20 protein-coding genes are annotated in these 24,073 nt (G+C 55.9%); 10 read left to right on the plus strand and 10 right to left on the minus strand.

Features of this window, described 5'->3' with window-relative positions; genetic code table 11:
• Nucleotides 1-17 precede the first annotated feature (17 nt).
• A complete protein-coding gene (locus tag BLU05_RS01965) occupies nucleotides 18-689 on the minus strand; it encodes an HAD family hydrolase (protein WP_091878403.1) in 672 nt (223 codons plus the stop codon).
• A gap of 196 nt (nucleotides 690-885) precedes the next feature.
• On the opposite strand from BLU05_RS01965, the gene BLU05_RS01970 reads away from it, so the two are divergent.
• The gene (locus BLU05_RS01970) at nucleotides 886-1,203 is read left to right on the plus strand and encodes a VOC family protein (RefSeq protein WP_244518106.1); all 318 of its coding nucleotides are present in this window, start codon (nucleotides 886-888) and stop codon (nucleotides 1,201-1,203) included.
• A gap of 3 nt (nucleotides 1,204-1,206) precedes the next feature.
• On the opposite strand, the gene BLU05_RS01975 is transcribed toward BLU05_RS01970, so the two are convergent.
• On the minus strand, nucleotides 1,207-1,908 hold the full coding sequence (locus tag BLU05_RS01975; RefSeq protein ID WP_091877452.1) for a creatininase family protein: 702 nt from the start codon (nucleotides 1,906-1,908) through the stop codon (nucleotides 1,207-1,209).
• Nucleotides 1,909-2,113: 205 nt separating this feature from the next.
• Here BLU05_RS01975 and BLU05_RS01980 point away from each other — a divergent pair, with 205 nt between their 5' ends.
• Both BLU05_RS01980 and BLU05_RS01985 read left to right on the plus strand, forming a co-directional pair.
• Entirely contained in the window at nucleotides 2,114-3,346 is a 1,233-nt protein-coding gene (locus BLU05_RS01980; RefSeq protein WP_175540504.1) for a mechanosensitive ion channel domain-containing protein, read from the plus strand.
• A gap of 42 nt (nucleotides 3,347-3,388) precedes the next feature.
• The gene (locus BLU05_RS01985; protein ID WP_091877456.1) at nucleotides 3,389-4,669 is read left to right on the plus strand and encodes an MFS transporter; all 1,281 of its coding nucleotides are present in this window, start codon (nucleotides 3,389-3,391) and stop codon (nucleotides 4,667-4,669) included.
• A gap of 3 nt (nucleotides 4,670-4,672) precedes the next feature.
• On the opposite strand, the gene BLU05_RS01990 is transcribed toward BLU05_RS01985, so the two are convergent.
• A complete protein-coding gene (locus BLU05_RS01990) occupies nucleotides 4,673-5,350 on the minus strand; it encodes an FCD domain-containing protein (RefSeq protein ID WP_091877458.1) in 678 nt (225 codons plus the stop codon).
• A 312-nt stretch (nucleotides 5,351-5,662) separates the two neighbouring features.
• On the opposite strand from BLU05_RS01990, the gene BLU05_RS01995 reads away from it, so the two are divergent.
• From BLU05_RS01995 to BLU05_RS02005, 3 genes are all read left to right on the plus strand, one after another.
• A complete protein-coding gene (locus tag BLU05_RS01995) occupies nucleotides 5,663-6,676 on the plus strand; it encodes a TRAP transporter substrate-binding protein (RefSeq protein ID WP_091877460.1) in 1,014 nt (337 codons plus the stop codon).
• Between the two features lie 8 nt (nucleotides 6,677-6,684).
• Complete coding sequence (locus BLU05_RS02000) at nucleotides 6,685-8,562, plus strand: TRAP transporter large permease (protein WP_091877462.1); 1,878 nt, start codon at nucleotides 6,685-6,687, stop codon at nucleotides 8,560-8,562.
• Nucleotides 8,563-8,745: 183 nt separating this feature from the next.
• Nucleotides 8,746-9,690 (plus strand): hypothetical protein, encoded by a 945-nt coding sequence (locus BLU05_RS02005; RefSeq protein ID WP_091877464.1) that lies wholly within the window; start codon nucleotides 8,746-8,748, stop codon nucleotides 9,688-9,690.
• A 220-nt stretch (nucleotides 9,691-9,910) separates the two neighbouring features.
• Here BLU05_RS02005 and BLU05_RS02010 read toward each other — a convergent pair whose 3' ends face one another.
• Complete coding sequence (locus tag BLU05_RS02010) at nucleotides 9,911-10,816, minus strand: GntR family transcriptional regulator (protein WP_210184586.1); 906 nt, start codon at nucleotides 10,814-10,816, stop codon at nucleotides 9,911-9,913.
• Nucleotides 10,817-11,113: 297 nt separating this feature from the next.
• Here BLU05_RS02010 and BLU05_RS02015 point away from each other — a divergent pair, with 297 nt between their 5' ends.
• The 4 genes from BLU05_RS02015 to BLU05_RS02030 all read left to right on the plus strand — a co-directional run bounded on the left by BLU05_RS02015 (nucleotide 11,114) and on the right by BLU05_RS02030 (nucleotide 16,108).
• Complete coding sequence (locus tag BLU05_RS02015) at nucleotides 11,114-11,746, plus strand: hypothetical protein (protein WP_244518110.1); 633 nt, start codon at nucleotides 11,114-11,116, stop codon at nucleotides 11,744-11,746.
• Nucleotides 11,747-11,967: 221 nt separating this feature from the next.
• Nucleotides 11,968-12,267, plus strand: coding sequence for a hypothetical protein (locus BLU05_RS02020; protein WP_139210380.1), 300 nt, complete (start codon nucleotides 11,968-11,970; stop codon nucleotides 12,265-12,267).
• Nucleotides 12,268-12,364: 97 nt separating this feature from the next.
• On the plus strand, nucleotides 12,365-14,158 hold the full coding sequence (locus BLU05_RS02025) for a chloride channel protein (RefSeq protein ID WP_091877468.1): 1,794 nt from the start codon (nucleotides 12,365-12,367) through the stop codon (nucleotides 14,156-14,158).
• 147 nt (nucleotides 14,159-14,305) lie between these two features.
• Nucleotides 14,306-16,108 carry a bifunctional diguanylate cyclase/phosphodiesterase gene (locus tag BLU05_RS02030; protein WP_091877470.1) on the plus strand — a complete coding sequence of 601 codons (1,803 nt, stop codon included), beginning with the start codon at nucleotides 14,306-14,308 and terminating at the stop codon, nucleotides 16,106-16,108.
• Here BLU05_RS02030 and BLU05_RS02035 read toward each other — a convergent pair.
• The 6 genes from BLU05_RS02035 to BLU05_RS02060 all read right to left on the minus strand — a co-directional run bounded on the left by BLU05_RS02035 (nucleotide 16,105) and on the right by BLU05_RS02060 (nucleotide 23,986).
• Nucleotides 16,105-17,250, minus strand: coding sequence for a TDT family transporter (locus BLU05_RS02035; RefSeq protein WP_091877472.1), 1,146 nt, complete (start codon nucleotides 17,248-17,250; stop codon nucleotides 16,105-16,107). The two genes, BLU05_RS02030 and BLU05_RS02035, sit on opposite strands and share 4 nt — an antisense overlap.
• Nucleotides 17,251-17,349: 99 nt before the next feature.
• Complete coding sequence (locus BLU05_RS02040) at nucleotides 17,350-18,234, minus strand: LysR family transcriptional regulator (protein ID WP_091877474.1); 885 nt, start codon at nucleotides 18,232-18,234, stop codon at nucleotides 17,350-17,352.
• Nucleotides 18,234-19,688 carry a virulence factor family protein gene (locus BLU05_RS02045; RefSeq protein WP_091877477.1) on the minus strand — a complete coding sequence of 485 codons (1,455 nt, stop codon included), beginning with the start codon at nucleotides 19,686-19,688 and terminating at the stop codon, nucleotides 18,234-18,236. Before BLU05_RS02045 ends, BLU05_RS02040 begins: the two co-directional genes overlap by 1 nt.
• On the minus strand, nucleotides 19,685-22,324 hold the full coding sequence (gene mprF / locus BLU05_RS02050) for a bifunctional lysylphosphatidylglycerol flippase/synthetase MprF (RefSeq protein ID WP_244518112.1): 2,640 nt from the start codon (nucleotides 22,322-22,324) through the stop codon (nucleotides 19,685-19,687). Before mprF ends, BLU05_RS02045 begins: the two co-directional genes overlap by 4 nt.
• A gap of 165 nt (nucleotides 22,325-22,489) precedes the next feature.
• Nucleotides 22,490-22,972: a hypothetical protein gene (locus BLU05_RS02055; RefSeq protein WP_139210382.1), complete on the minus strand. Its 483-nt coding sequence runs from the start codon at nucleotides 22,970-22,972 to the stop codon at nucleotides 22,490-22,492.
• 318 nt (nucleotides 22,973-23,290) lie between these two features.
• Nucleotides 23,291-23,986, minus strand: coding sequence for a fumarylacetoacetate hydrolase family protein (locus BLU05_RS02060; RefSeq protein WP_091878410.1), 696 nt, complete (start codon nucleotides 23,984-23,986; stop codon nucleotides 23,291-23,293).
• Nucleotides 23,987-24,073 lie beyond the last annotated feature (87 nt).

Consider the following 24,073-nt stretch of genomic DNA (forward strand, 5'->3'; position numbering starts at 1 on the left):
TGTGCGCTGACTGACACTTATGTTCTGACAATCGATATTTTGCCATCATTGCCGATTTCGGCGGTGATGTCGTTATAGTCGGTGATGGCTGCGTGCTGCGTGGCGAGCTTATGCACCTGCGTTGCCGTTATCACCAGCACCTCGGCTCCGGCCGCCTCTCCCGCCTGAATTCCTGCGGGCGCATCTTCGAAAACCAGACAATCGGCAATGTCGACGCCAAGCTTCTTGGCGCCAAGCAGATAGCATTGCGGATCGGGCTTGCCGATCGATACGTCCTCGGCTGTCACCATAATCTCGGGAAAAGGAATTCCCGCCGCTTCCATACGCCGTTTTGCCAGCAGAGCCGGAGCCGATGTAACGATGGCCCAGCTCTCTGGCGGCAGCGATTTCAGAAATGCGACAGCACCGGGAATAGCAACAATGCCTTCCACGTCGTCAATCTCCGCCCGCTCAATTTCGGCGGCTTCTGCCACGGCATCAACGCCGGGCAATCCAAGACGGCTAATCGTATCGACACCGCGCGAACCATGCATGGTTGGCATGAAGGCTTCGACATCAAGACCTTTGCTGCGCGCCCAGTCACCCCAGACACGCTCGGCAGCAGCAAGCGAATTGAGGACGGTACCGTCCATATCGAAAAGCAGGGCTGAAAATGGCTTGTTGAAAACCGGAGAAGTCGCTGAAGACAATTTGTATTTCCTTTTGATTGGCAAAACCATCGATACACAATTGCCGCGCTTGCCCGCAACGCCTGTCATGCTAATTTCCTGATACGAATCTGACTGCATTGCGACATGCGCGGCTGCCAAAGGAGAAATCCATGTTTTCCCACTTCCACATCGGCACGAATGATTTTGCGCGCGCTTCGCATTCTACACGCCGATCATGGAAGCGCTGGGCAACCCGCTGCGCTTTTCCGACCACGCGAAACCATGGGCTGGCTGGCAGCCACAGGGCGGAGGTCGTCCGCTGTTTCTGCTAGGTGTGCCTTTCGATGGCGAGGCAGCGCATTCAGGCAATGGCCAGATGATTGCGTTTCTGGCCTCTGATCGGGCGACTGTCGATAGGATTCATGCCTTGGCTCTTGAGAATGGCGGGCGCTGCGAAGGTCCGCCCAGCCTGCGCCTGCATTATCATCCCAATTATTTCCGCGACCCCGATGGCAACAAGATTTGCGTCTGCAACCACGATCCGGTCGAATAGGACTTAGTGCCAATCGTTGTCGAGTTGCTCGCGTGTCTCAGCGACGGCTACGTCCCAAAGCGACAGCGAATCCGCATCGGGTCGCTGAAACAGCCCGTAATAATTGCCTTCCCCGAGCATTTTGCGTTTCCGGCGGGCATCGACGCGGGCAAGCCCGCCAAAATCGATCTGTTCTTTCGGCTCCTGCGGTACCGGTGCTCCGGCAATCCTTGTCCACGGAAAATTCTCCATCCATGATGCGTGTGATGCGGCGGGATCGATCTCCATCACCTTTGCCCAGGTTTTCGGCGCGCGCCACCAGTCATGCAGTTTGACCGAGGCGTCAGGATGATCGTTCAGCCATTCGGAAATGACGGTTCCGGCAGGCGTATTACCGCCATGGCCGTTGACCACCAGAATGCGCCTGAAACCATTGCGATACATGCTGGCGAGCAAATCGCGGATCACAAGCGCATAGGTGGCAAGACTGAATGTCAGCGTCCCCGGAAAATCCATGAACGAGGATGCGAGCCCATAGGGCAATACAGGGAAAACCGGAACACCTGAAGGTTCCGCCGCATCGACGGCAATCTTCTCCGCCAGAATCATATCCGTGGCAAGGCTGAGATAAGCATGTTGCTCGACACTGCCGATGGGAAGAATGCAGCGATCATCTTTCGCGACACGTTCTTCCACCTGCATCCAGTTCATATCTGCGATTTTCATTCCTGCTCACCTTTTCCGGCATAGATTCATACTGTCGTTTGACAGTGGTGAAGGAGGCCATTCTCCCTCAAACTGTCAAGCCAGACAGTCAAACAAGCCTTGGCTGAATGATCTGTTTTTGCAATGAATTTTATGTCACAAGATGTGGCGGTAATCACATTCTTTATCTGTGGCGATGCCGCGGCTTCATGCATTCGGGGGGAAGATGGAGAAAGAAGAGGCTGATGCGATTGCGGCCCTCGGCACTGGCGCGCTTGACGTCATTTTCCAGACGCCGCTTACCGGCTTTCTTTCGCTCGGCGCTCTCGTTCTTTCATTTGTCATAGCCAAGCTGATCACGCGGCGTCTGAAGCGCATCCGGCCGATCACCTCGCGTATCAGAATTATAATCGACTATCTTTCAACAATCGTCCTGACCATCCTCATCCTGTTCGGATTGATGCGAGCCTTCAATGGCACGCTTGCCAATCCATTGATCTTCGTCATTGGCGGCATACTCCTGTCATTCCTGCTTGTGCGGATTGTCGGGACGATTGTGGAACTGATCTTCAAACCCCATGATCCCTTGCGCTCCATCCTGCGCGGCTCTTCCGTCGTGTTCTGGTTGACCGTGCTTATTTATCTGTTCGGGCAATGGAACGAGACGGTCAAAAGCTTTTTCGACACGGAATATTCCATAGGCGATGCCAAGATCAGCGTGTTGGCGATCCTGACCATCCTGTTCTTCGCCGCAATCATCATCATCGTCACCATCTGGATTTCCGAGGTATCACAGCGCTACCTGCACAAAAGAAGCGGCCTGCAACCCAATCTTGCGCTGGCGCTTGAGCGTATCATCTCGGTGACGATCTGGATCATCGCCGCGCTGATCATCATCTCGACCGCCGGGATCAACCTGACCGCCCTCGCCGCCTTCGGTGGTGCGCTCGGCATCGGGCTTGGTCTCGGTTTCCAGAAACTGGCGGCGAGCTATATCAGTGGCCTCATTCTGCTGTTTGAGCGTTCGGTTCGGGTTGGTGACAATCTGGTCAGCGACCGCATCACCGGTAAAGTCACCGAGATGACCATTCGCTATACGACCATTCATACGACCGATGGGCTGGATGTTCTGATTTCCAACGATACGCTGATCAACAGCACAATCTTCAACGAGACGCTCTCAAACAGCAATATACGGCTGGAGTTTCCCATTACCGTGGCATCGACCACCGATCTCGACGAGGCGCGCAGCATCTTTCTGGCAGCGGTGCAAAAGCAGCCGCGCGTGATGAAAGAACCCCCGCCGCAGATCTATACCGCAAGCATTGAAAACAAGAGCATCAAGCTTCTGGCCCGGTTCTGGATTAACGACCCAAGCAATGGCAGGATTGCGATCATCTCTGATATTAACGAGATGGTTCTGGATGAATATAAGAAAAAGGGGATCGATCTGGCCTGACGACGAAGCAGCGGATCGTAATATTGGTGCTGGGAGGCAAATATGTCATTGAATGACGAGGTAGATCCGTACCGCAAGATAAGCCTGCGCATCATCCCGTTGATGATGGTGCTCTATCTCGTGGCATTTCTCGATCGCGTAAACATCAGCTTTGCCGCGCTCACCATGAATGACGATGTGGGTCTGACCCCATATGTCTATGGCTGGGGCGCTGGCATATTCTTCCTCGGCTATTTCCTGTTTGAAGTGCCCAGCAACGTCATCCTCGAAAAAGTCGGCGCAAGGCTCTGGATCGCCCGCATCATGATCACATGGGGGCTGGTTTCCGCCGCCATGGCCTTCGTGCATGGGCCGTGGAGCTTTTTCATCCTGCGTTTCCTGCTCGGCGTTGCCGAAGCCGGGTTTCTTCCCGGCATGATCCTTTATCTCACCTACTGGTTTCCTTCAGCCCAGCGGGCAAAATTCATCGGACTTTTCATGGCTGCCGTGCCGCTGGCAAGCGCCGTCGGCGCTCCTCTGTCAGGCCTGATTATCGGCATCGACAATGTCTGGGGCCTGAAAGGCTGGCAGTGGCTTTTCATCATTGAAGGTCTCCCGTCCTGCCTGCTCGGCCTTGCCGTGCTGCGCTTTCTGCCGAACGGACCAGCACAGGCACCATGGCTGACCCTGACGGAACGCCGGATCGTGCAGGAAAGGCTCGAAGAAGATCGCCAGCTCAATCCGGGACGCACCCAGCACCGGCTCTGGCCCGCCCTTGTCGACCGGCGGGTGCTGCTGCTTGGCCTCGTCTATTTCGGTATCGTCATCGGGCTCTACGGCATTGGTCTCTGGCTGCCGCAGATGATCAAGGCCATGGGCTTTTCCAATACGCAGGTCGGCTTTATCACCGCTCTTCCCTATATTGTCAGCGCCTTGGCCATGCTGCTCTGGGGCAGGCATAGCGACAAAACGGGCGAACGGGTCTGGCATGTGGCCATTGCCGCAGCCATCAGCGCCATCGGCTTCGTCGGCAGCGTCTATCTGCAATCCAATCTGGTGGCGCTGTTTTGCCTCGGGCTTGCATCCATCGGCATCTACGCAAGCCTTGGACCCTTCTGGGCCATGCCATCAGTCTTCCTGCAGGGAACCGCAGCAGCTGGCGGTATCGCGCTGATCAACTCCGTCGGTAATCTCGGCGGTTTTGCCGGGCCCTATCTCGTTGGCTGGATCAAGCAGAGCACCGGCAGTTTCCAGATTGGCATGGGCGTGCTTGCCTGTTGTCTTGCGGCGGCGGCCGTCCTCGTCCTATTTCTCGGGCGGGAACTCAAATCCACCAGACACTAAAACCTATTCAAACAGATCCGGATGGTTCTTTTCGATCTCCGGCAGCACACGCAAAATCTCGGTGAGATGATAATTCATGGCCGCTTCCGCCGCATCGGGATCACCGGCATCGATTGCGCCGATGATCGCCTGATGCTGTTCGATGAGCAATTGCATGGAAGCCGTGTTCAGCAGGCTAAGCTGGCAGGCGCGGTCCATATGCGCCTTGAGGTTACCGACGACGGACCACGCCATCGGGCAACTTGCACCTTCAGCCAGGGCAATGTGGAACTGCTCGTCAAACTTCTTAAAAGCCGTGGAATCTGATCTGGCCGCCGCTCGGGCCTGCGCCTCCAGTGCCTCATCAATCTTTTCGCGGCTTGCCGGATCAAATTCTTCACAGGCTCGCCTGACAACAGCGCTTTCGATCACCTCGCGCAGAAACCGCGCTTCGCGCATTTTCGCAATGGAAATCTTGACGACAATCGTCCCCCGTTGCGGCAGGACTTCAACAAAATGCTGCTTGCTGAGCGCAATCAAAGCTTCGCGCACCGGCTGGCGCGACACGCCGTAACGCTCGGCAATCTCCTGCTCCGACAGCCGGACACCCGGATATAGTTCAAGCGAAACAATCGCTCTGAGTAGTTCTTTTTCGAGCCGTTGAGCTGTTGAACCACCGCGGCTGAGATCAATCGTCAAAATAAGCTCCTCCCATCCGCTTGCATTGCATCGATTACCATATCATACTACCATACTAGTATATGCCACGCCATTTGAGGTCAAGCGACGGCCTGTTTGCGAACCACGATAAGGTGCCAGAACACCCCATATCTGTTTCGCACATCATCCCGCCCGAACCAAGCTGAGCCTGCGCATAAACAACAGCACGCCGATCCGGTTGAGGAGCCGCCGTCGTGTTTCAAGCCGCCCTGATAAAGAGCGGTAAAACGGGGGACGCCGGGGGTGGCGTCTGGAACAGTGAGGACCACCTGTGTGGTCCGTGGAGGAGTTACTATGAAGGATATTCGCCTGACACGCCGTGCATTTGGCCTTGGCCTTGCTGGTACCGGAACATTTGCCATTATCGGTCGCGCAACACGAGCAGAAGCTGCTCCCATTGCCTTGCGCATGTCATCATCCCTACCCGCTGATCCCAATTCCGCGCATTGGCTCTGGTATGACCGCTTTCAAAGTGGCCTGAAGAACAAGCTTGGCGATGCGGTGGAGATCAAATATTTTCCTGACAATCAGCTCGGCAAGGAGGCCGACATTGTCGGTCAGGTCAAGCTCGGCATTGTCGACATGATGATCTCTGGTTCCTCGATCTGGGGAACACTGGCACCCGAGATCGGTGTGCTTGATCTTGGCTATCTGTTCGACTCAATGGATGCCGCTGGTCCAGTGCTTGATGGCAATGCGGGCAAGGTGCTGAACGGTATTTTTGCCGACAAGATCGGCGTTGAAGTCGTAAGCTGGGCCTATAGTCTTGGCGGGCGCAACGTGACAGCGCGCCAGCCAGCCAATACGCCGGAACTGCTCAAGGGTCAAAAGATCCGCGTCCTGCCGGTTGCCAATTTCGTTGCCACGTTGAAGGCCATGGGCGCTTCACCAACCCCGATGTCACTCGGCGAAGTCTATACTGCCCTGCAAACCGGGGTTATCGACGGGCTTGAGCACGACGCTCCCACCGTTCTTGCGCTCAAATGCTATGAGGTGGCCAAGCACATCTCCCTCACCCAGCATATCTGCAATCCGCAGACCATCGTCATCGGCAAGCGCGCCCTGTCAAAGATTCCAGCGGAACACCTGCCCGCTTTCCGGGAAGCGGCAGCCGAGGCATCCACCTTCCAGCGCAGCAAAGCAAACGAGATCGAAGCCAGCGCATTGGCAAAATTGCGCAGCAATGGTGTGACAACACACGAGGTCGACCGTGCGGCTTTCAAGCAACTTGTCATGCCACTCTGGAGCGAATTTACCAAGACCTATCCAAGCACCAAGCCAGTGCTTGACTCGATCCACAAGGCCTGAGGTCAACCATGTCCGTCGAGGCTGCACTCCCCACCTCCCACGCACCAGCCGTCCGGGGAGCGCCGTTTATCGGCGCGCTCCTGCGCATTGTCGAGATTCTCGCCGCCATCGCCCTGGCCGCCGATCTCCTGCTGGTCATCTCAGCCGTCCTTTGGCGCTATATCTTCAACGACACCATTTTATGGGCCGATGAAGTCGCCCGCATGCTGCTCATAGCCGTTGCCTTTCTGGGTGGAGCAGCGGCAGTCGCAAAGGGCAACCATGTCGGCATCCGTATCTTACGCGACAAGCTGGCTCCACAGCACGCAGCCCGTGTCGAAACAGCCGGTTTATGGATCGAACTTGGGGTAACGCTCGCTGTAGCGATTTTCGCTATCCAGTACTGCGAATCCGCCTCAACACAGGTCACATCAACTGGCTGGCCGCAAAACCTCTTCATGTATCCGCTTGTCGTCGGCGGCTTCTGCATGGCGATTTTCACCGCAGCGCGGCTGCTTGTTTATCCCAAGGCCGATATCCTTGCGGGTCTGGCAGGGCTTCTTGTTCTCGCCGGTGTCGTTGCGCTCTGGAGCATTGTCTTTCCCGCACTCGCACCAAGCCCGCTTTTCCTCATGCTCGGCGGCTTTGCGATTTGCCTGTCCAGCGGCATTCCCATCGCCTTTTCGCTCTGCGTCGGCGCCCTGCTCTACATTTTCGGCGATGGCTTTATTCCATTCGCTGTCTTTGCCCAGCAGGCATCAAGCGGCATCGATAATTTCGTGCTGCTCGCCATCCCCTTCTTTGTTCTCACCGGCCTTGCCATGGAAGTGAACGGCATGTCGGTGCGCCTGATCGAACTGCTGCGCCGTGGCGTCGGCAAGCGCAAGGGCGGGCTCAACATCGTCACCATTCTCAGCATGGTGCTGTTCTCAGGCATTTCAGGCTCGAAACTTGCGGATGTTACTGCTGTTGGCACGGTCATGATCCCGGCAATGCGCCGCTCGGGTCATGATCCGTCCGAGGGCGTGGCTCTATTGGCCGCCAGTGCCGTGATGGCCGAAACCATTCCGCCCTGTATCAACCTCATCATTCTCGGCTATGTCGCTAATCTCTCCATCGGCGGTCTGTTTGCCGCCGGTATCTACCCGGCCATCCTGATGGCAGGTGCGCTGATCCTCGGCGTCATCATTTTCTCGAAGAAAGCACCGCCTGCCCCGGTGGAAACCTCAGGCCGCAGCCTGACCAATCTTCTGTGGAGCGGTGCTGTCAGCCTTGGCGTTATTGTCATTATTTTCGGCGGTTATCGCTCCGGCTTTGCCACGGCCACCGAAATCGGCGCCTTTGCTGTTGCCTATGCGCTGCTTGTCGGACGTCTGGTATTCAAAGAATTGACATGGCGTAGCACGGTGACGCTGTTTGTTCGTTCGGCAACGCTGGCGGGCATGATCCTCTTCGTGGTGGCCGCATCACAGACTGTCGCCTTCTCGCTGACCATTGATCAGGTGCCGCATATGCTGGCGGAGGCCATGATCAATCTCAGCCATGGTGCCGGTTCATGGGCATTCATCATTGCCTCCATCCTGATCCTTATCGTTATGGGTGCGGCGCTTGAAGGCGCTCCGGCGCTGATCATCTTCGGCCCGCTGCTCATTCCCGTGGCGCAGAGCTTTGGCATCCACCCGCTGCATTATGGCATTGTCCTGATCGTTGCGATGGGGCTTGGCCTGTTCGCGCCGCCATTGGGGCTCGGTCTCTATACAAGCTGCGCGGTGGGCGGGGTATCTCTCGAAGCAACGGTCAGGCCAATCGCGAAATATCTGCTGATCCTGTTCGTCTGTCTGCTGCTGATTGCTTTCATCCCGGAAATCACCTTGTCGCTGCCGCGCTATATGGGCTTTTTGCATTAACCTGTAACCGCAGCAAAGCCATGCAATGCCGGGCCCTGTGCCCGGCATTTTTATGCCCACCGCAAATGCGCACAGCCGTCATATGACAGTTGCGCTTTTGATCTCCGCTGGAAGAGTGTCGCGCGAAATGCCAATCATTGGGTCGCCAGCGATTGGACATTGTCTAAAATCGGGCAGGAATATATGTGGAATTTCAGTATCGCGCGTTCACTTGGGCTTATGGTGCAGACAGCGCCGTTCATTATGCTTCGCATTGCCGTCTATTTCGGCATGGCTGTAGCCTATGTGCTTATTACCGGAACCGGTGCAGGCATTGGTTGGGGCATAGGCGGTCTCGGTGATGAAAGTTTTCGCGCCGGTTCCGCCTTCATCGGCGGTCTGGCCGGTTTCTGCCTGACGGCAGGCGTCCTTTATCTGATGCGCGAATACATTCTTTATGTCGTCAAGGCGGCTCATATCGCGGTGCTTGTCGAGTTGCTGGACGGCAGGCCATTGCCCGATAACAAGGGCCAGATCGACTATGGCAAAGAGGTTGTGACCAGCCGCTTTGCCGAGACAAGTACACTCTTTGTCATCGATCAGTTGATCAAGGGCGTGCTGACAACGATCACGGGACTGGTGCAGGGCATCGCGTCTTTTCTCCCCATTCCCGGCTTGCAGCAGCTTGCCTCGTTAATCCGCGCATTCCTGCGCATTGCAGTCGGGTTCATCGATGAAGTCATGCTTGGCTATACGATCCGCACCCGCAGTTCCAACCCATGGCAAGCAGCACAAACGGCTTTGGTTCTCTACGGCCAGAATACCGGCACGATGCTGCGCAATGCGGCATTTCTGACAATCATCGTCTATGCCCTGACGATTGCCGTTTTTATCCTGATGCTGACCCCGGCTGCCGCTTTGGTTTACTGGATTCCCGGTGGCTGGTCGTCGGGCGGTCTGGTCGCCGCGCTTATTTTTGCCTGGGCCATAAAGGCGGCTCTCATCGAGCCCTTTGCCATCGCCTGCATGATGCAGGTGTTTTTCCGGACAATCGAAGGTCAGTTGCCAAACCCGGAATGGGACGCCAAGCTTTCGCAGATTTCCAGCAAATTCAGGACGTTGAAGGAAAATGCAGGCACGGCGACCTGATGTGGAAGGTTTCGCTATAGGATCATCGGTTCGTGGTGCGTGGTTCGACAAGCTCACCATGAGGGAGAGTGATGATGAAGGGGAGCCACATTCTGAAACGTTGATGATCTGCAATGCGGGCGATTAGCGTTGCATCCTCACTCTCCCTCATGGTGAGCTTGTCGAACCACGAACCACGAACCACAAACAATCACCACACGCAGAACTGATCGCAACTACCCTACTTGAGCAGATGCAGATCACCCGCCCGCACCCTCTCCAAATCCTCATCAATATGTTTGAATGTTTCATCTTTGGAGATTTGCAGGTGCAGCCGCATCAGCGCCGCCGCTACCTGACGTTCGCCCCGCAGCAGCGCGGCGATGATATTGCGGTGCTCTATCAGGGATTCGCGAATCCGGTCCAGCCGCACAAAACCGATATATTCATTCACCCGGCGAATATTGTTCTGGCGTTCTATGGCATCAACCAGATGCGTTGACCGGGCACCGAGCGCAATCAGCCGGTGGAATTTTGCATCGAGGTCAAACAGCCGTCGCTGATCAAGCTTGTCGATATTGCTGATTGTATTGGCATGATCGCGATCCAGCGCCTGAAACGCCTCGGTATCGATGAAATAAGGATCGGCAAGGATCGTTGCCGGTTCCAGAATCTGGCGGAAATTATACCCGTTCTCCAGCGCCGTGGCGCTGACATCGGAAAATATCCATCCATGCCCGACCGACGGCTCAACCAGTTGATCGCGCATCAGGCGGCGCAGTGTTGACATGAGAATGCCGTGCGGCACCTCATATTTCTGCATCAATGCGCGTTCGCTGATGACCGAACTGAGATTGCCGAGGGCCATATCACGCATCACGCGCTCATCAAGCAACTCGTCTCTTTCGCCATCCGCCTCAAGAGTATCGATGGTCGCATCTGCCAGACGAAAGCCGCGATGCTGCTCATAGCTGACGACGCCCTCATTTTGCAGCTGCCACAACACCTTGCGCACCGGTGTACGCGAAATTCCAAGCGCATCGGCGATTTCTGCTTCATTGACCCTGTCGCCAACGTGCAGGTCCTCACCGAACCGGCGTTGCAGCTGATCGCGAATTCGGGACTGAAGCGGGGTATGTTTGGTCAAGTTCAGCGGCCTCTTGATATATTAGTCGTACTTTTCCCATCGAAGCACTTTTAGCAATAGTTAAGCTGCCGTTTTTAACACAAAAGTGCACTTTTCTATCTTGGATTGTCACATTTGTTCGCACGCGCCGCTCAATGACTCTCCCGAACGTTCACCGGAGACCATTCATCACGCTTCGTCATTGAACGCAATCAAGTCGAAACCAGCGAATATGCATATGTCGCAGCTCACTCTTAAAGAATTCTATAGCTCTTCCAAGTTAGCCGGAATAGGAAGTGACAAACGAGGGAGCCCATCATGACAAGACCAACAATCGCAACAATGACAACAATAGCTCTGACGACCTTAAGCGCCCTGACTTTCGCATCCAGCCCCGCGTGGAGCAGCAGCAGTGTTCAGACGATTGCCTTTATCAGGCACGGCGAAAAGCCGGAAAAAGGACTGGGACAGCTGAGTTGCCAGGGCTTGAATCGTTCTCTCGCCCTTCCGCCCGTCATCGCCAAGGTGATTGGAAAGCCCGATTTCATTTTTGCACCCAATCCATCGGACCGGAAGGAAGATGACGGGGTCGATTACGACTATATCCGTCCGCTTGCGACAATCGAGCCAACAGCCATATCCCTCGGTCTGCCTGTTGATACGAGCATCGGTGTTTCTGATCGCAAAGACCTCAACAAGGCTCTGAACAATTCCAAGCTGCGCAATGCCCGTATCCTCGTCGCCTGGGAACACAAGAAGATCGACAATATTGTCAGCGACCTTCTGGAAGCGAACAACGCCGCTTCAACAGACGTGCCGAAATGGAAGGGCGATGATTTCGACAGCATCTATGTTGTGACCATCACCAGAAATGGTGAGACGGCAAAGGCAACGCTCGAGATCAAACATCAGGGTTTGAATGGACAACCCCAGACCTGCCCACATTCGTGACACACCAGGCCAATAAAGTTTTCATATTGGTGGCCTAATATTCATCAATAATGGGTTTTTTTGCCGTAATGCGAATTTCAGTTGTCCTCTGAAACTATTGCAAATAGTTTATATGCGGGTGGATTGGGTAGTGGCGGCGGACGACATATGTCGTGTCAGGGGCAGATATGATTTTTTGTGATTCAGCGGGTCCGATATATTCGCCGCAAGATCTGGCAACAATGCGCAAAGCTTATGCCGAAGCTTTTCGCATGCTGGACCTTGGGCCGCGCTCAAAAGTCTATGCGCAGGAAATCTCCCTGATCATTCTGCAAATCTTCACGTCAGGCGTATCGGATGTGAAGCGGCTTGCCGAGCTTGCGGTAGACAGGGCCGTGCGCAAGAACTTTGAACTGCGCCTGACGATTGATGCAGCACGGGCACATCAATTGCGCCGTGAGCAGATCGAAGCGGCGGTTCTGAAAGCCCCTGTCCTGCCGGGCACCCGCCCGCAGATCAGATCACGATACACGCGCAACTAAAGCCGTATTGCCACGTTTTTAACGCTCTGCGTTTTGACGCCGCCGCGCGTTCAGTATAAACCTGCAAGGGCAGCTGTCTTTACCTTCGCAGTCCAAAATGTTCCGCAAATTCAACATTCGCCGCCTTGGTGTCCTATCCATCCTTCTGGCACCCAGCCGCCTCAGGGCATTCGCACGCGGCAATGAAATCGGGCTTGTTCTGGCTGCAGCACTCATCGGCGTGGTCGCCGGTGTCGTCGTCACCGGCATGAGTCTCATCACCCAGGAAATGCATCAGCTCATCTTCAAAATCGAGGATGGCGAACGCCTGAGTTCCATGAGCGCGCTGGATCAGGTGGTGGTCTTCGCCGCTCCGCTTGTGGGCGGCGTTGTGCTTGGCATACTTGTCCTGATACTGGCGCGCTGGCGCAGACGGCCAATGGTCGATCCCATCGAGGCCAACGCCCTGCATGGCGGTCGTCTCTCGCTTAATGACAGCCTGATCGTTGCCACGCAGAACATCATTTCCAACGGGTTCGGCGCTTCCGTCGGGCTGGAAGCCGGCTATACACAGCTGGCGTCCGGCCTTGCATCCAAGCTTGGCCTATCCCTGCAATTGCGCCGCGCGGAACTCCGCATTCTCGTCGGGTGCGGTGCAGCGGGTGCCATCGCGGCAGCTTTCAATGCACCGCTTGCAGGCTCGTTCTACGCATTCGAACTGATCATCGGTTCCTACACCATCGTCAGTCTGGCCCCGGTTGTCGTCTCGGCACTGGTCTCAACAATCGTTGCCCGTGCATTGGTTGGCAGTGATTTCATGATCGATGTCGGCACGTTCGGATCAGTCGTGACTGCCGATTATGTTCCGGCAATGCTTCTCGGCGTTCTCTGCGCCGGTGCGGGCATCCTTCTGATGATGGGCGTTTCCTTTGTCGAGGAATTGGCGCGCAAAAGCTCAGTTCCGTCGTCCGTACGGCCCATTATTGGCGGCGCTGTCGTTGGTGCTCTCGCATTGATCTCGCCGCAGGTACTATCCGGCGGCCATGGCGCCCTGCATCTCAATCTCGATCACACGGCAACCATTGCCACACTCCTTGGCATACTCTTGCTCAAATCCACCGCCTCGGCTGTATCCATCGGATCAGGCTTCCGCGGCGGCCTGTTCTTCGCCTCGCTGTTCATGGGCGCCCTGCTCGGCAAGATATTTGCCTACTCCGCTCCCTTCATTTTCGCCCATGCGACGCTTACTCCGGTTATTTACGCGGTTGTCGGCATGAGTTCCCTCGCTGTGGCAGTCATCGGCGGCCCACTGACCATGACCTTTCTTGCACTGGAGATAACAGGCGATTTTCCGATTACCGCTCTGGTTCTGGCCGCCGTCATCACCGCGTCGCTAACCGTGCGCAATACGTTTGGCTATTCCTTTGCCACATGGCGCTTTCACCTTCGCGGTGAAAGTATCCGCAGTGCGCATGACGTCGGCTGGATTCGCAATCTGACTGTTGACCGCCTGATGCGCCGGGATGTTCGCACCGCATCCACCCACATGACCATCGCCGATTTCCGCCATGATTTTCCCCTCGGCTCCACCCAGCGGGTTGTTGTGCTTGATGATCAAGGGAAATATGCGGGTATCGTTCTCGTGCCAGAAGCTCATTCGTCAGTGGTCGATGAAACCGCGAGCACGCAGGAAATTGGCAGCCTTCTGAAATACCAGAGCGATTTCCTGCACCCACAGATGAATGCCAGGCAGGCAGTCGGCATCTTTGACAAGACCGAAAGTGAAGCGCTTGCCGTTGTCGATAATCTCATCGAGCGCAATGTCATGGGCCTTTTGACCGAAAGCCATACGCTGCGCCGTTACAGCGAAGAACTCGATCAACGAAGGCGAGAGGTTTCGGGTGAACTGTGAGACCGGAAACCCACTGGAACAGCCAAAAGCGCGCGCCTGCGGCGTGCCCGCTACAAACTTCATAAAACTGTCATCTGGCAGAAACGGAATATTCAAGGATAGGCACGAAGTATCCCGCGGCAATTCGCATTCATGCCGGAGTACCCCATGTCCTTCCAACCCGCCGAAAAACTGGTTCTGCGTCGATTTGGCGACGATCAGCTCGTGACCCTCGCAAAGCTGGCCATAGAAACCGCATTCCAGCCCATCGTCGAGGCGGCAACGGGGGCGACGTTCGGCTATGAATCCCTCATGCGCGGCTTTGACCGGCTGGGTTTCGGCTCACCGCCCGAATTGCTCGACAAAGCCTATGATGTCGGGCAACTGGCCGAACTGGAACAGATGATCAATATCAGGGCCTTTGCCGGATTTTCCGGCCTGCCCGGCTTTGCCCACCGCATGTTGTTCATCAACATTGATGCACGGTTGATCAGCCTCGGTAACAATTTCGTCGAGCGCCTGACCACACAGCTCATCAAGGCCAGTATTCGCCCCTCCTCCATCTGCTTTGAATTGTCCGAACGCTTCGACAATACCAAAGACCCCGCCTTCACCGCCCTGATCAACAAGCTACGCCATGGCGGTTTCAAGCTCGCCATTGATGATTTTGGCGTCGGCTTCAACGGGCTGAAACTGCTTTGCGATTATCCCACTGACTATGTGAAAATTGACCGCCATTTCATCTCCGGCCTCGATGCCAGCGCGCGCAAACGTCACATCGTCAAGCAGATCGTCCAGATGGCGCATATGCTCGGCGCACGCGTCATTGCCGAGGGTGTGGAGACCGAAGCCGAATATGTTGTCTGCCGTGATCTTGGTTGTGATCTCGTTCAGGGCTATTACATCGCAAGACCCACCACCAATGTCGGCGAATTGCAGGACAGCTACCCGCACCTTGAACAGGCAGGGACCGGCCGCAGGCAGACCACAACGCTTGACAGCATTCTCATCCGCGCGCAGGTGCAGCGCCTTCCGGTGGTGCATGAGAATGACGATCTCGATAATGTATTCGAACTCTTCCGCAAAAACCCGCAGCAGAGCTTCTTTCCGGTGCTGGGCGCCAATGACGAGCCGCGCGGTGTTCTGCACGAATACCACGTCAAGGCGATGATTTATCATCCCTTCGGTCGTGATCTGCTCAAAAACCGCATTTATCAGCGCGGCATTTCCCATTTTGTGACGGGCACGCCGATTGCCGATCTGGATACGCCAGCCGAACAGATGCTCAAGATTTTCGCCGGTATTGATGGCAGTGACTGTGTGATCCTCACGGAAAACCTGCGCTACGCCGGTGTCCTCTCTGCTTCCTCGCTGCTGAAGATCATCAACGAAAAACAGCTGAAGACCGCACAGGACCAGAACCCGCTCACCGGCCTGCCCGGCAACCGCTCCATCCGCGATTATGTGCAGGACGTCATGCGCGACAGTTCTGCCCCCCGCTTCTTCTGTTATTGCGACTTCGACAATTTCAAACCGTTCAATGATCATTACGGCTTTCAGAAAGGCGATCTCGCGCTTGGCCTGTTTGCCTCGCTGCTCCGGCACCATTTCGTCGGCGAAGACAAGTTCCTCGGCCATGTCGGCGGCGATGACTTTTTCATCGGTATATCAGGCGGCAATCGTGCCGACGTGGAGGAACGTTTGACCAGCCTGCTCAGCGATTTCCAGACCAATGTGCTTGATCTTTACACGCCTGAGGATCGTGCGGCGGGTGCTATCCGCGCCCATGACCGATCCGGCGGCGAGCGCCATTTTCCGCTGATGCGTTGCAGTATTGCCGTTCTGGAGATTGCCGAAGGCCTCATCCATGCGGACGTTAACCGGGTGAGCGCCAGCATCGCAACGATCAAGGCTTCCGCCAAAGCCAACCCGACGGGATTGGTCTTCAGCAGCCTGACAGAAATCGGTTAGGCAGAACGCAGCTCAAGGCTGGGATCGGCGAACATCTGTCCCAGCCAGACACCCCGCACCGTGCGTGCGGCAACCACAAGCCAGATAAGAGCCAGCGCGACGACAAGAATTTCCGCAAACACGGCAATGCTGGCAACCGGGAAAATATGGCCAAGGCGCAGGGTTGCCACGGCATAGACGCCAAGCGGGAATGTATAACCCCACCAGCCAAGATTGAATGGAACGCCGTTGCGGAAGTACCGGATGGTGATCATCACGGCCATGGCCAGCCACCAAAGACCATAGCCCCAGAGGACCACGCCAAGGATCAGGCTTGCGCCGGATACTGCGCTCGCCACCGCGCCAAAACCATGCGCCGCGAGAATATCAGTTGCATTGGCGCTGAGCACAAACATGCCGAGCGCTCCCGTTCCAATGGGGCCAAGCGCCAGCCAGCTCGATGCCGCCATGTTTGCGGGAGGCAGTTTGTGCAGGGCCATGCGCAGGAACAGAACGACGAGAATGCACATGGCCAGCGGCACAGACAGCGCCCAGAGCACATAGCTGGCGAGAAGAATAGATAGCTGGCTCGAAACGTCGGCAACATGCGGCAAGAGCAACCCGCCGCTAACAGCCGCCACTTCTGACGCCACGACAGGCAGAAGCCAGACGGATGTCATCTGCTCCATCGCATGGGATTGCCGTGTAAACATCATGAACGGTATCACCAGACCAAAGCCGACAGACAGCGCCACATCTAGCCACCAGAGGCTATAGGCGATATCAACGGCGCGCTCCCCGATATGGGCAATGCCGAATATCAAGAACCCATTGACGATGGTGGCAAGACCCATAGGAATGCAGCCGAAAAACATCGACATCACAGGATGATCAAACACCCGTTTTGCTTCCTCAGGGTAGCGCAGCCAGCGCGCGACGTAGATGAGCGTGAAGGTCGCAAAGAGCAGTATGTTGAAGAACCACAACAGCTCGCCAGCGCCGAAAACCACAGCATATTCAGGAAACTGGCCAAGCGAAACGGATAGAATGCCCGTCCCCATCGTCGCCGCAAACCAGTTGGGCGTGAACTGCCTGATAATGCCGAGCCGGTTACCGGAATGCGAACGGGGAACGGAGCGTGTGGATGTGTCGAGCGTGGTCATGATTTTCTCTGCGTCTGTGCCAGAGCACCAATAGCAGGCAGTTATTCATCACTTCCAACGCATAAAACTTATCAAATCATTCGGTAAAATCGAACGGTCTCAAACCTTCGCATCCACCAGAGAAACGAAGGCATCGGCTGCCTTGCTGTAATAACGCTCGCGGTGATGCAGCAGGTAGAATGGGCGCGGCGTGGTGGGATAGGCAACCTGCCGCAAAAGCTTTGCCCGCAGTTTCGATGAAGCGACGCTGCGCGATATCAGCGTTGCCCCGACACCCGCCTCCACAGCGCCGATCACTGCCTCATTGCCAGGCAATTCCATGGCGATTTCGAGCATGCTCACATCCATACTCACAGACCCAAGCAACTGGTCGAAAGCCGAGCGCGTGCCTGATCCTTTTTCGCGAAGCACCCAGGCCACATCCCTGAAATCCTTGGCTTCCACTGTCCGGTGCGCCGCCCAGGGCTGGCCTGACGCAACGACAATGACCATGTCATCCGTTGCCACGATCTTGGTCGACAGCAGCGCGTGGTCGACCTTGCCCTCGACAAATCCGAGTTCCGCCTCACCGGCCTCAACAGCTTCGGCCACCTGTTTCGTATTGCCGATCCGGATATCCAGTGTAATGCCGGGATAGCGCTTGCGGTATGCGCCAAGCCTTTCCGGCAGCCAGTAACCGGCAATCGTCTGGCTTGCCATGATCGACAACTCGCCGCGCATCAGACCGGCAAGATCGGTCAGGGCGGCTTCAGCAGCTTTGGCACGCGCCACCACGGCGATGGCCTCTTTCAGAAACACCCGTCCGGTCTGGTTGAGAACGATGGAACGCCCGATCCGGTCAAACAAAACAACGCCGTGCCTGTTCTCAAGCGCAGTAATGGCGGCACTCACCGCCGACTGCGTCATATTGAGCGCCGTCGCCGCATGGGTGATGTGCTCCCGTTCGGCAACCGCGATAAAGATGCGTAACTGGTCCAGCGTCATTACTGCGCCGGGGCAGTTGAAGGCGCAGTTGCCGGAGCTGTTGTAGGGGCCGGTGCAGTTGCCGGTGCTGCCGCCTGCCCTTGCACGCGGGAAGCAATGGCTTCCATCAGCTTGGCCGCCAGCGCATCATATTTCTCATTGTAATGATGATTACCTTCCAGCAGGATTTTCTGCACGGTGCTTAATGTCGGGTCGGTACAGGCGGTATCATCCTCTTCCGTGCCATAGACGCACAGAACCTTTTCCGGCGGCATCTTGGCAACAGCCGGAGCCACTTCATTGTCACCGCCAAGGCCAAGCCACGCGCCGACGGAAACCTGAAACGGCGTTGTCTCTTCCGTGCCGATCAATCCGACCATCGCAATGCGCTTTTGCAGGTGATCGGGGAGGAACGGCCATGCGAAGGGCACCGTATTGGCCCCGAAGGAATAGCCGAGCAGCACCACGGGCAGTTTGCTGTTGGGATCAGCCTTCTTGACGATGCGGCCGATATCCTTGGCAATATCCTCAGGCTTGCGCACCGACCAGAAATACTGCAGCGAATCGACGCCCACCACGTGCACGCCTTCCTTGGCGATGATATCGCCGACCGACTTGTCGATATCGCGCCAGCCGCCATCACCGGAAAAGAACACCGCCAGATATTTCGCCGGGCCATTGCTGCTCGGGATATCGATGATCGGCAGGGCATCGGCTGATGCGTCCTCCTTGGCAATTTCCACCGCCGCATCCGCAGCAATCTGCATGCGTTCCTGCTTGGTTGCAGCCAGCTTTTCCTGCGCCTTGAAAAATCCCGATGTTGCAGGGCCTGAGGGTGCAGGATCAGCCTTCTCACGCACGATCACAGCAGGGTTGGGCAAATCCGCATCATAGGAATAGCTGAAACCCTGACCGGGCACCGCTTCAAAGTCCGCACCTTCACAGGATGGCAGTTTGGTATCAAGCGCCGGTGATGGATCGAGTGCAACAGCACCGGCCAGTGTCGCAGGCGGCGCATTGGCGACCGACGCATAGGACATCACGCCGCCCTCACCAATGCCGATCATAACAGGATGCATATAGCTATCGAGGGAAATCATCCGCTGAGCCTCTTTGGCAATGCCTTCAAGCTCGGAGACGAAATAGGTGCATTCGCCCGTATCCTGATTGAGTTGCGCGCGCCATTTTTCCAGATTGACCGTCAGGACGAGAAAACCGCGATCGAGCAGCAGTTTGGTCAGCGCCTGATCATCGGCAGCAATACCACCCTTCTGCGACACCTGAATGGCAATACCCGTTGGTTTCACGCTTGGTTGAAGCAACGGCACGTCGCTGAGACGTTCGGATGTCACCAGAATATTCTTGGATGTTCCCCAGCCGAATCGGGGCAGATAGCCGGCAACGGCAGCAAGTATGATGCTAAGGACTACAAGCGCAGCGACGAGATACAGATAGGGCCTGCGTAGAAATTTCATCGTTTAAAGACCTCGAAGGGGCTGCCGCTTACCAGATTCGTTGCGTCGATCAGGGAACGTGGTGTGGCAAGGCCTGGGGGGCAAATCAGATAGTAAGGTGTCCATTTCGGGCCGAACTTATCCTTGAACGCGCGCAATCCGTCAAATCGATAAAATTCAGCACCGCGCCGGTAGATGAATGAACCGATACGGTTCCAGCGGGAGGCAAGGTGGCTGTCGGAAAGTCCGGATAGTGGCGCGGCGCCAAGATTGAACCATTCATAGCCTTCGTTCTTGGCCGCCATCAGCAGATTGGCGAACAGACCATCCATGATCACACTCGACGCATCAGGGCGGTGGCGCATCAGATCAACGGCAATCTCTTTCTGCCCTGCCCCGCGCCAGACATTGGCGAAGGCGACAATGGCGCCCTCCTTGCGCAGGATTGCGATATCGAAATGCGAGAGATAATCCGCTTCGAAGGAACCAAGCGAAAAGCGTTTTTCCGAACCCGACTTCATTTCGAGCCATGCATCGGAGACTTCGCGCAATTCATTCATAACCGCAGGTGTCTGCTCCCGCGGCAGGATTTCAAAGGAAATGCCTTCCTTTTCCAGACGGCGCGCCGCGTAACGCAGCGGCTGGCGCTTGGAACCCTCAAGCGAGAAATCAGCGAGTTCCACCCGGGCGACTTCACCCAGCTTCAAAGCCGTAAGCCCCATGTCGAGGAACAGCGGCAGGCGTTCAGGACCGACACCATAGAAAACAGTGCGCGCGCCTGACCGGTCAGCCATATCGCGGAACGACCAGGCGAGATCACCAATTGCATCATCGCTGCCGACAGGTTCGCCCATCGATACCAGACTGCCACCAGAGCGGGCATACATGACAAAACCCCGCCCCTTAATATCCATCAGGAAACGCTTGTCGCCCAGAAGCGCCAGCGCATCAGATGCACGCGGTGATTGCGCCACCATATCAGGCACACCCTCCGGTATGGGCTGCGCGCGCAGCTTGCCCCGGCCAACACCGTTGATGATCGTATTGATTGTGATCGCCGCCAGCACAGTCAGAAGCAGGACACTGCCACGCAGGAAGCGGGATGCCTGCGCATCCCATGCAAATTCCCACCAGAGCTGATTGGCATATTCCACATGGCGGTAGGCAAAGAAGCCAAGCCACAGCACGGCGAAAGCCGTTGTGCCGATACTGGCGAGCCAGCCCCAAGTCAGCTTGAAGCTTTCGCCCATCGGTTTGCGATAGAAAGAATCGCCGAATAGCAGGAGAACGCCCGCCATCAAGGTCAATGCCAGCGCTTCTTCCCAGTCCAGCCCCTTGGCGAGCGAAAAGACAGCACCAAGACTGAACAGGATCACCGCCATAACCCAGGCACGCCACAGCCGCCGGGCAAGGCCACGTGCCACGATCAGCAGGGCCAGACCAACAAAACTGGCGCCGAGATGCGACATTTCCAGAAACGGCATCGGCACGAAATCGGAAAGCACCTCAAGTCGGCGGCTGAAATCCGGCGTGACGGAAGAAATCAGCAGCACAATACCGCCGAGAAACGCAATACCTGCCGAAAGCGGCGGTATCAGCGTTTCGAACACGCGCACCGCCAGGATTGTCGGCCCTGTGATCAGGTGGCGGCGGCGCAATATCTCGGAGATGACAAAGCCGATAATGGCCAAAAGAAAGGGTATCAGGGTGTAAATCACCCGGTATGTCAGCAAAGCGGCAATGGCATCAGGATTACGGCCAATGCCAAGACCCGCAATCATCGTGGCTTCAAATGCGCCGATACCGCCGGGGGAATGGCTGATAATACCCAAGGCGACAGCCACCACATAAATCAGCGCAAAAGCCGCAATACTCGGCACAGCCCCATGCGGCATGAGGACATAGAGTGTTGCAGCAGCAGCAGCCACATCAACCAAACCGGCGATGATCTGCAGCATGGCACCCTGCGACGAAGGCAGACGTACCGATACTTTGCCAACCTTCAGCGTGCGTTCGCGGCGCGACAGCCAGACCAGTAGCACGGCAACCGCAACAAGGATTGATGCCCCGATAAACTGATCGAGATCAGGACCAAACGACACAATCCACGGAATGCGCGTCGGGTCGATCACCAGCGCAACGGCAATCATAATGGTAAAGGCAAACCAGATCGCCAGCCATGATGTACCGATAATCCGGCCGATATCAGCAACATTGATGCCTTCGGCCGCATAGACCCGGTAACGCAGCGCACCGCCCGTCAGCAGTGAAAAGCCGAGCGCATTGGAAATGGCATAGCCCGCCGCCCCCGCCATCGCGGAAATATAATAGGGCACGCGCTTGGGCGCGATCGTCTCAACAGCCACGACGTCATAGAGCGCAACGGCGGCAAAACTCACAAATGTGAAGAACAGTGCCAGCAGCAACGTGCTATTGGGGATAGCGTGGATTGAATGTTTGACGGCGCGGAAGGAAATTTCGCTCGACAGATGGGTCAGCACCAACAGGCTAAGGACAGCCACACCGACGCCGAAGAACGTGAACAAGGCGGATTTCGTCCGCTTGCCCCATGGCAGTTTGAGCTGCGAGCGCGCATTGATCTGCTGCAGCGCTTTCTCATTGCTGTGAACCGGTGACGTGGCTGGGTCCGAAATCAATGTGTCGTCTTTCCAACAAAGCCAAAATCAACATGATTTTTGGCAGGCGTCATAAGCTCGGCAATCATGGCGTCAATATGCCACAACAGCGGCAACACTCAACTTTGGCCATGCCAAAATCGAGTTTATAACCCGTTAGTTATTGCATTCTGGTGAATTGTGCTACTAGGCAGCCTGGTCCAAAGCAAGGTGACGGTACGATCCCGGCGCCCGTACTCTACCTACAGCTGCAGATGGTGGCGTAAGCCCCATGCCTTCCGCGATGGCTGTCGCCACCGAATTGCTGTTCTGGATCAGGAATGAGTAAACCAGATCGGACGCCCGGATACGGGCAGCCACATCAACCGCTGCACGCCATTTTGTGGCGATGGCTGTATAATTACCCTCAAGCAGCAGCGTGGTGCGCGATGTCGGGCGTACATAGAACTCCGGATAGTAGATGAGATCCCGGTTGGAATAATCCGTGACGACAGCAGTCAGTCGGCCCCGGATCGCGCAATAGTTGAAACTGTCATCCGCATTGGCTGCACCGCCATTGATTTCATAGAGCGGGCGGCCCGTCTCATCGGTCCAGACCACAAAATTATGGCTGGCAATCCCGGCAAAGCGCGGGATCGGATAGGAGCCAAAGAGAATGCGGTGGTTCATAAAACGCGTGCTCTGGAGTTCTGGTTCGAGGAATTCAGAATCTTCAATAGACCATTTAATTTCAAAGACAACAGGGGAACTTCTAACAAAAATGTTATGCATATTTACTTAGCCGGAGCACAATCGGCCCGTAGACACAAAACTGTCAAACTTGCTGCCTCTGCAGGCCCATTTATCGCATTTTGAGGCCAATCTGCATGGAGCATAAAGGCAAATTCCCGCAGATCAGCCTCAAAAAATTATTTTGCACTTTTTTGCGAGCGAAACGGCGAAATTGTTTCTCTTCGCTGGCAAAGTTGAATGCAACCGACCCTAAGATCAAACCACGCGCGCGCGAATTTCTCCAATACCATCAACGCCGCCGTGCATTTCATCGCCCCTGATAATGGCACCAACTCCGGCAGGCGTTCCTGAAAAGATCAAATCGCCCGCTTGAAGCGTGAACAATGTCGAAAGATAAGCAATTGTCTCCGGCACATTCCAGATGAGTTGCTTCAGGTCGCCGCGCTGACGCTCCTTGCCATTCACGTTGAGCCAGACCGCTCCCGAGGACGGATGGCCGATTTTCGACGCCGGAACGATATCCGAACAGGGCGCAGAAGCTTCAAAAGCCTTGCCCACTTCCCACGGACGACCGAGTTTCTTGGCCTCGCCCTGCAAATCGCGCCGGGTCATATCAAGCCCGACCGCATAGCCGAACACATGGTCAAGTGCCTTGTCTGCGGCGATATCCGATCCGCCCTTCCCCAGCGCGATCACCATTTCCATCTCGTAGTGCACATCGTTGGAGCCGGACGGATAGGGGAAATCGCCATTGCCGGTAACGAGTGTGTCCGGGTTCTTCTGAAAAAAGAACGGCGGCTCGCGGTTCGGGTCATGGCCCATTTCAATGGCATGATCGGCATAGTTGCGGCCGACGCAGTAAATCCGGTGGACAGGAAACAGTTTTTCCGATCCGGTTATGCGCAGGACGGGTTGCGAAACCGGTTGGAAGACGAATTGATCATTCTGCATCATGGGCCTTTCACACGAGATTGATCGCCTTGGTCCAATTTGACCTTGGCAGACGGACGATCACGCTACACATGGTATGGAGATCAG

It is taken from the genome of Phyllobacterium sp. OV277 (assembly GCF_900104355.1).
Lineage (GTDB): Bacteria > Pseudomonadota > Alphaproteobacteria > Rhizobiales > Rhizobiaceae > Phyllobacterium.

Coding starts and splice junctions, on each gene's coding strand:
- BLU05_RS01970 (WP_244518106.1), top strand. CDS start 886: ATGGAAGCGCTGGGCAACCCGCTGCGCTTTTCCGACCACGCGAAACCA.
- BLU05_RS01975 (WP_091877452.1), bottom strand. CDS start 1,908: ATGAAAATCGCAGATATGAACTGGATGCAGGTGGAAGAACGTGTCGCG.
- BLU05_RS01980 (WP_175540504.1), top strand. CDS start 2,114: ATGGAGAAAGAAGAGGCTGATGCGATTGCGGCCCTCGGCACTGGCGCG.
- BLU05_RS01985 (WP_091877456.1), top strand. CDS start 3,389: ATGTCATTGAATGACGAGGTAGATCCGTACCGCAAGATAAGCCTGCGC.
- BLU05_RS01995 (WP_091877460.1), top strand. CDS start 5,663: ATGAAGGATATTCGCCTGACACGCCGTGCATTTGGCCTTGGCCTTGCT.
- BLU05_RS02000 (WP_091877462.1), top strand. CDS start 6,685: ATGTCCGTCGAGGCTGCACTCCCCACCTCCCACGCACCAGCCGTCCGG.
- BLU05_RS02005 (WP_091877464.1), top strand. CDS start 8,746: ATGTGGAATTTCAGTATCGCGCGTTCACTTGGGCTTATGGTGCAGACA.
- BLU05_RS02015 (WP_244518110.1), top strand. CDS start 11,114: ATGACAAGACCAACAATCGCAACAATGACAACAATAGCTCTGACGACC.
- BLU05_RS02020 (WP_139210380.1), top strand. CDS start 11,968: ATGCGCAAAGCTTATGCCGAAGCTTTTCGCATGCTGGACCTTGGGCCG.
- BLU05_RS02025 (WP_091877468.1), top strand. CDS start 12,365: ATGTTCCGCAAATTCAACATTCGCCGCCTTGGTGTCCTATCCATCCTT.
- BLU05_RS02030 (WP_091877470.1), top strand. CDS start 14,306: ATGTCCTTCCAACCCGCCGAAAAACTGGTTCTGCGTCGATTTGGCGAC.
- BLU05_RS02035 (WP_091877472.1), bottom strand. CDS start 17,250: ATGACCACGCTCGACACATCCACACGCTCCGTTCCCCGTTCGCATTCC.
- BLU05_RS02040 (WP_091877474.1), bottom strand. CDS start 18,234: ATGACGCTGGACCAGTTACGCATCTTTATCGCGGTTGCCGAACGGGAG.
- BLU05_RS02045 (WP_091877477.1), bottom strand. CDS start 19,688: ATGAAATTTCTACGCAGGCCCTATCTGTATCTCGTCGCTGCGCTTGTA.
- BLU05_RS02055 (WP_139210382.1), bottom strand. CDS start 22,972: ATGAACCACCGCATTCTCTTTGGCTCCTATCCGATCCCGCGCTTTGCC.
- BLU05_RS02060 (WP_091878410.1), bottom strand. CDS start 23,986: ATGCAGAATGATCAATTCGTCTTCCAACCGGTTTCGCAACCCGTCCTG.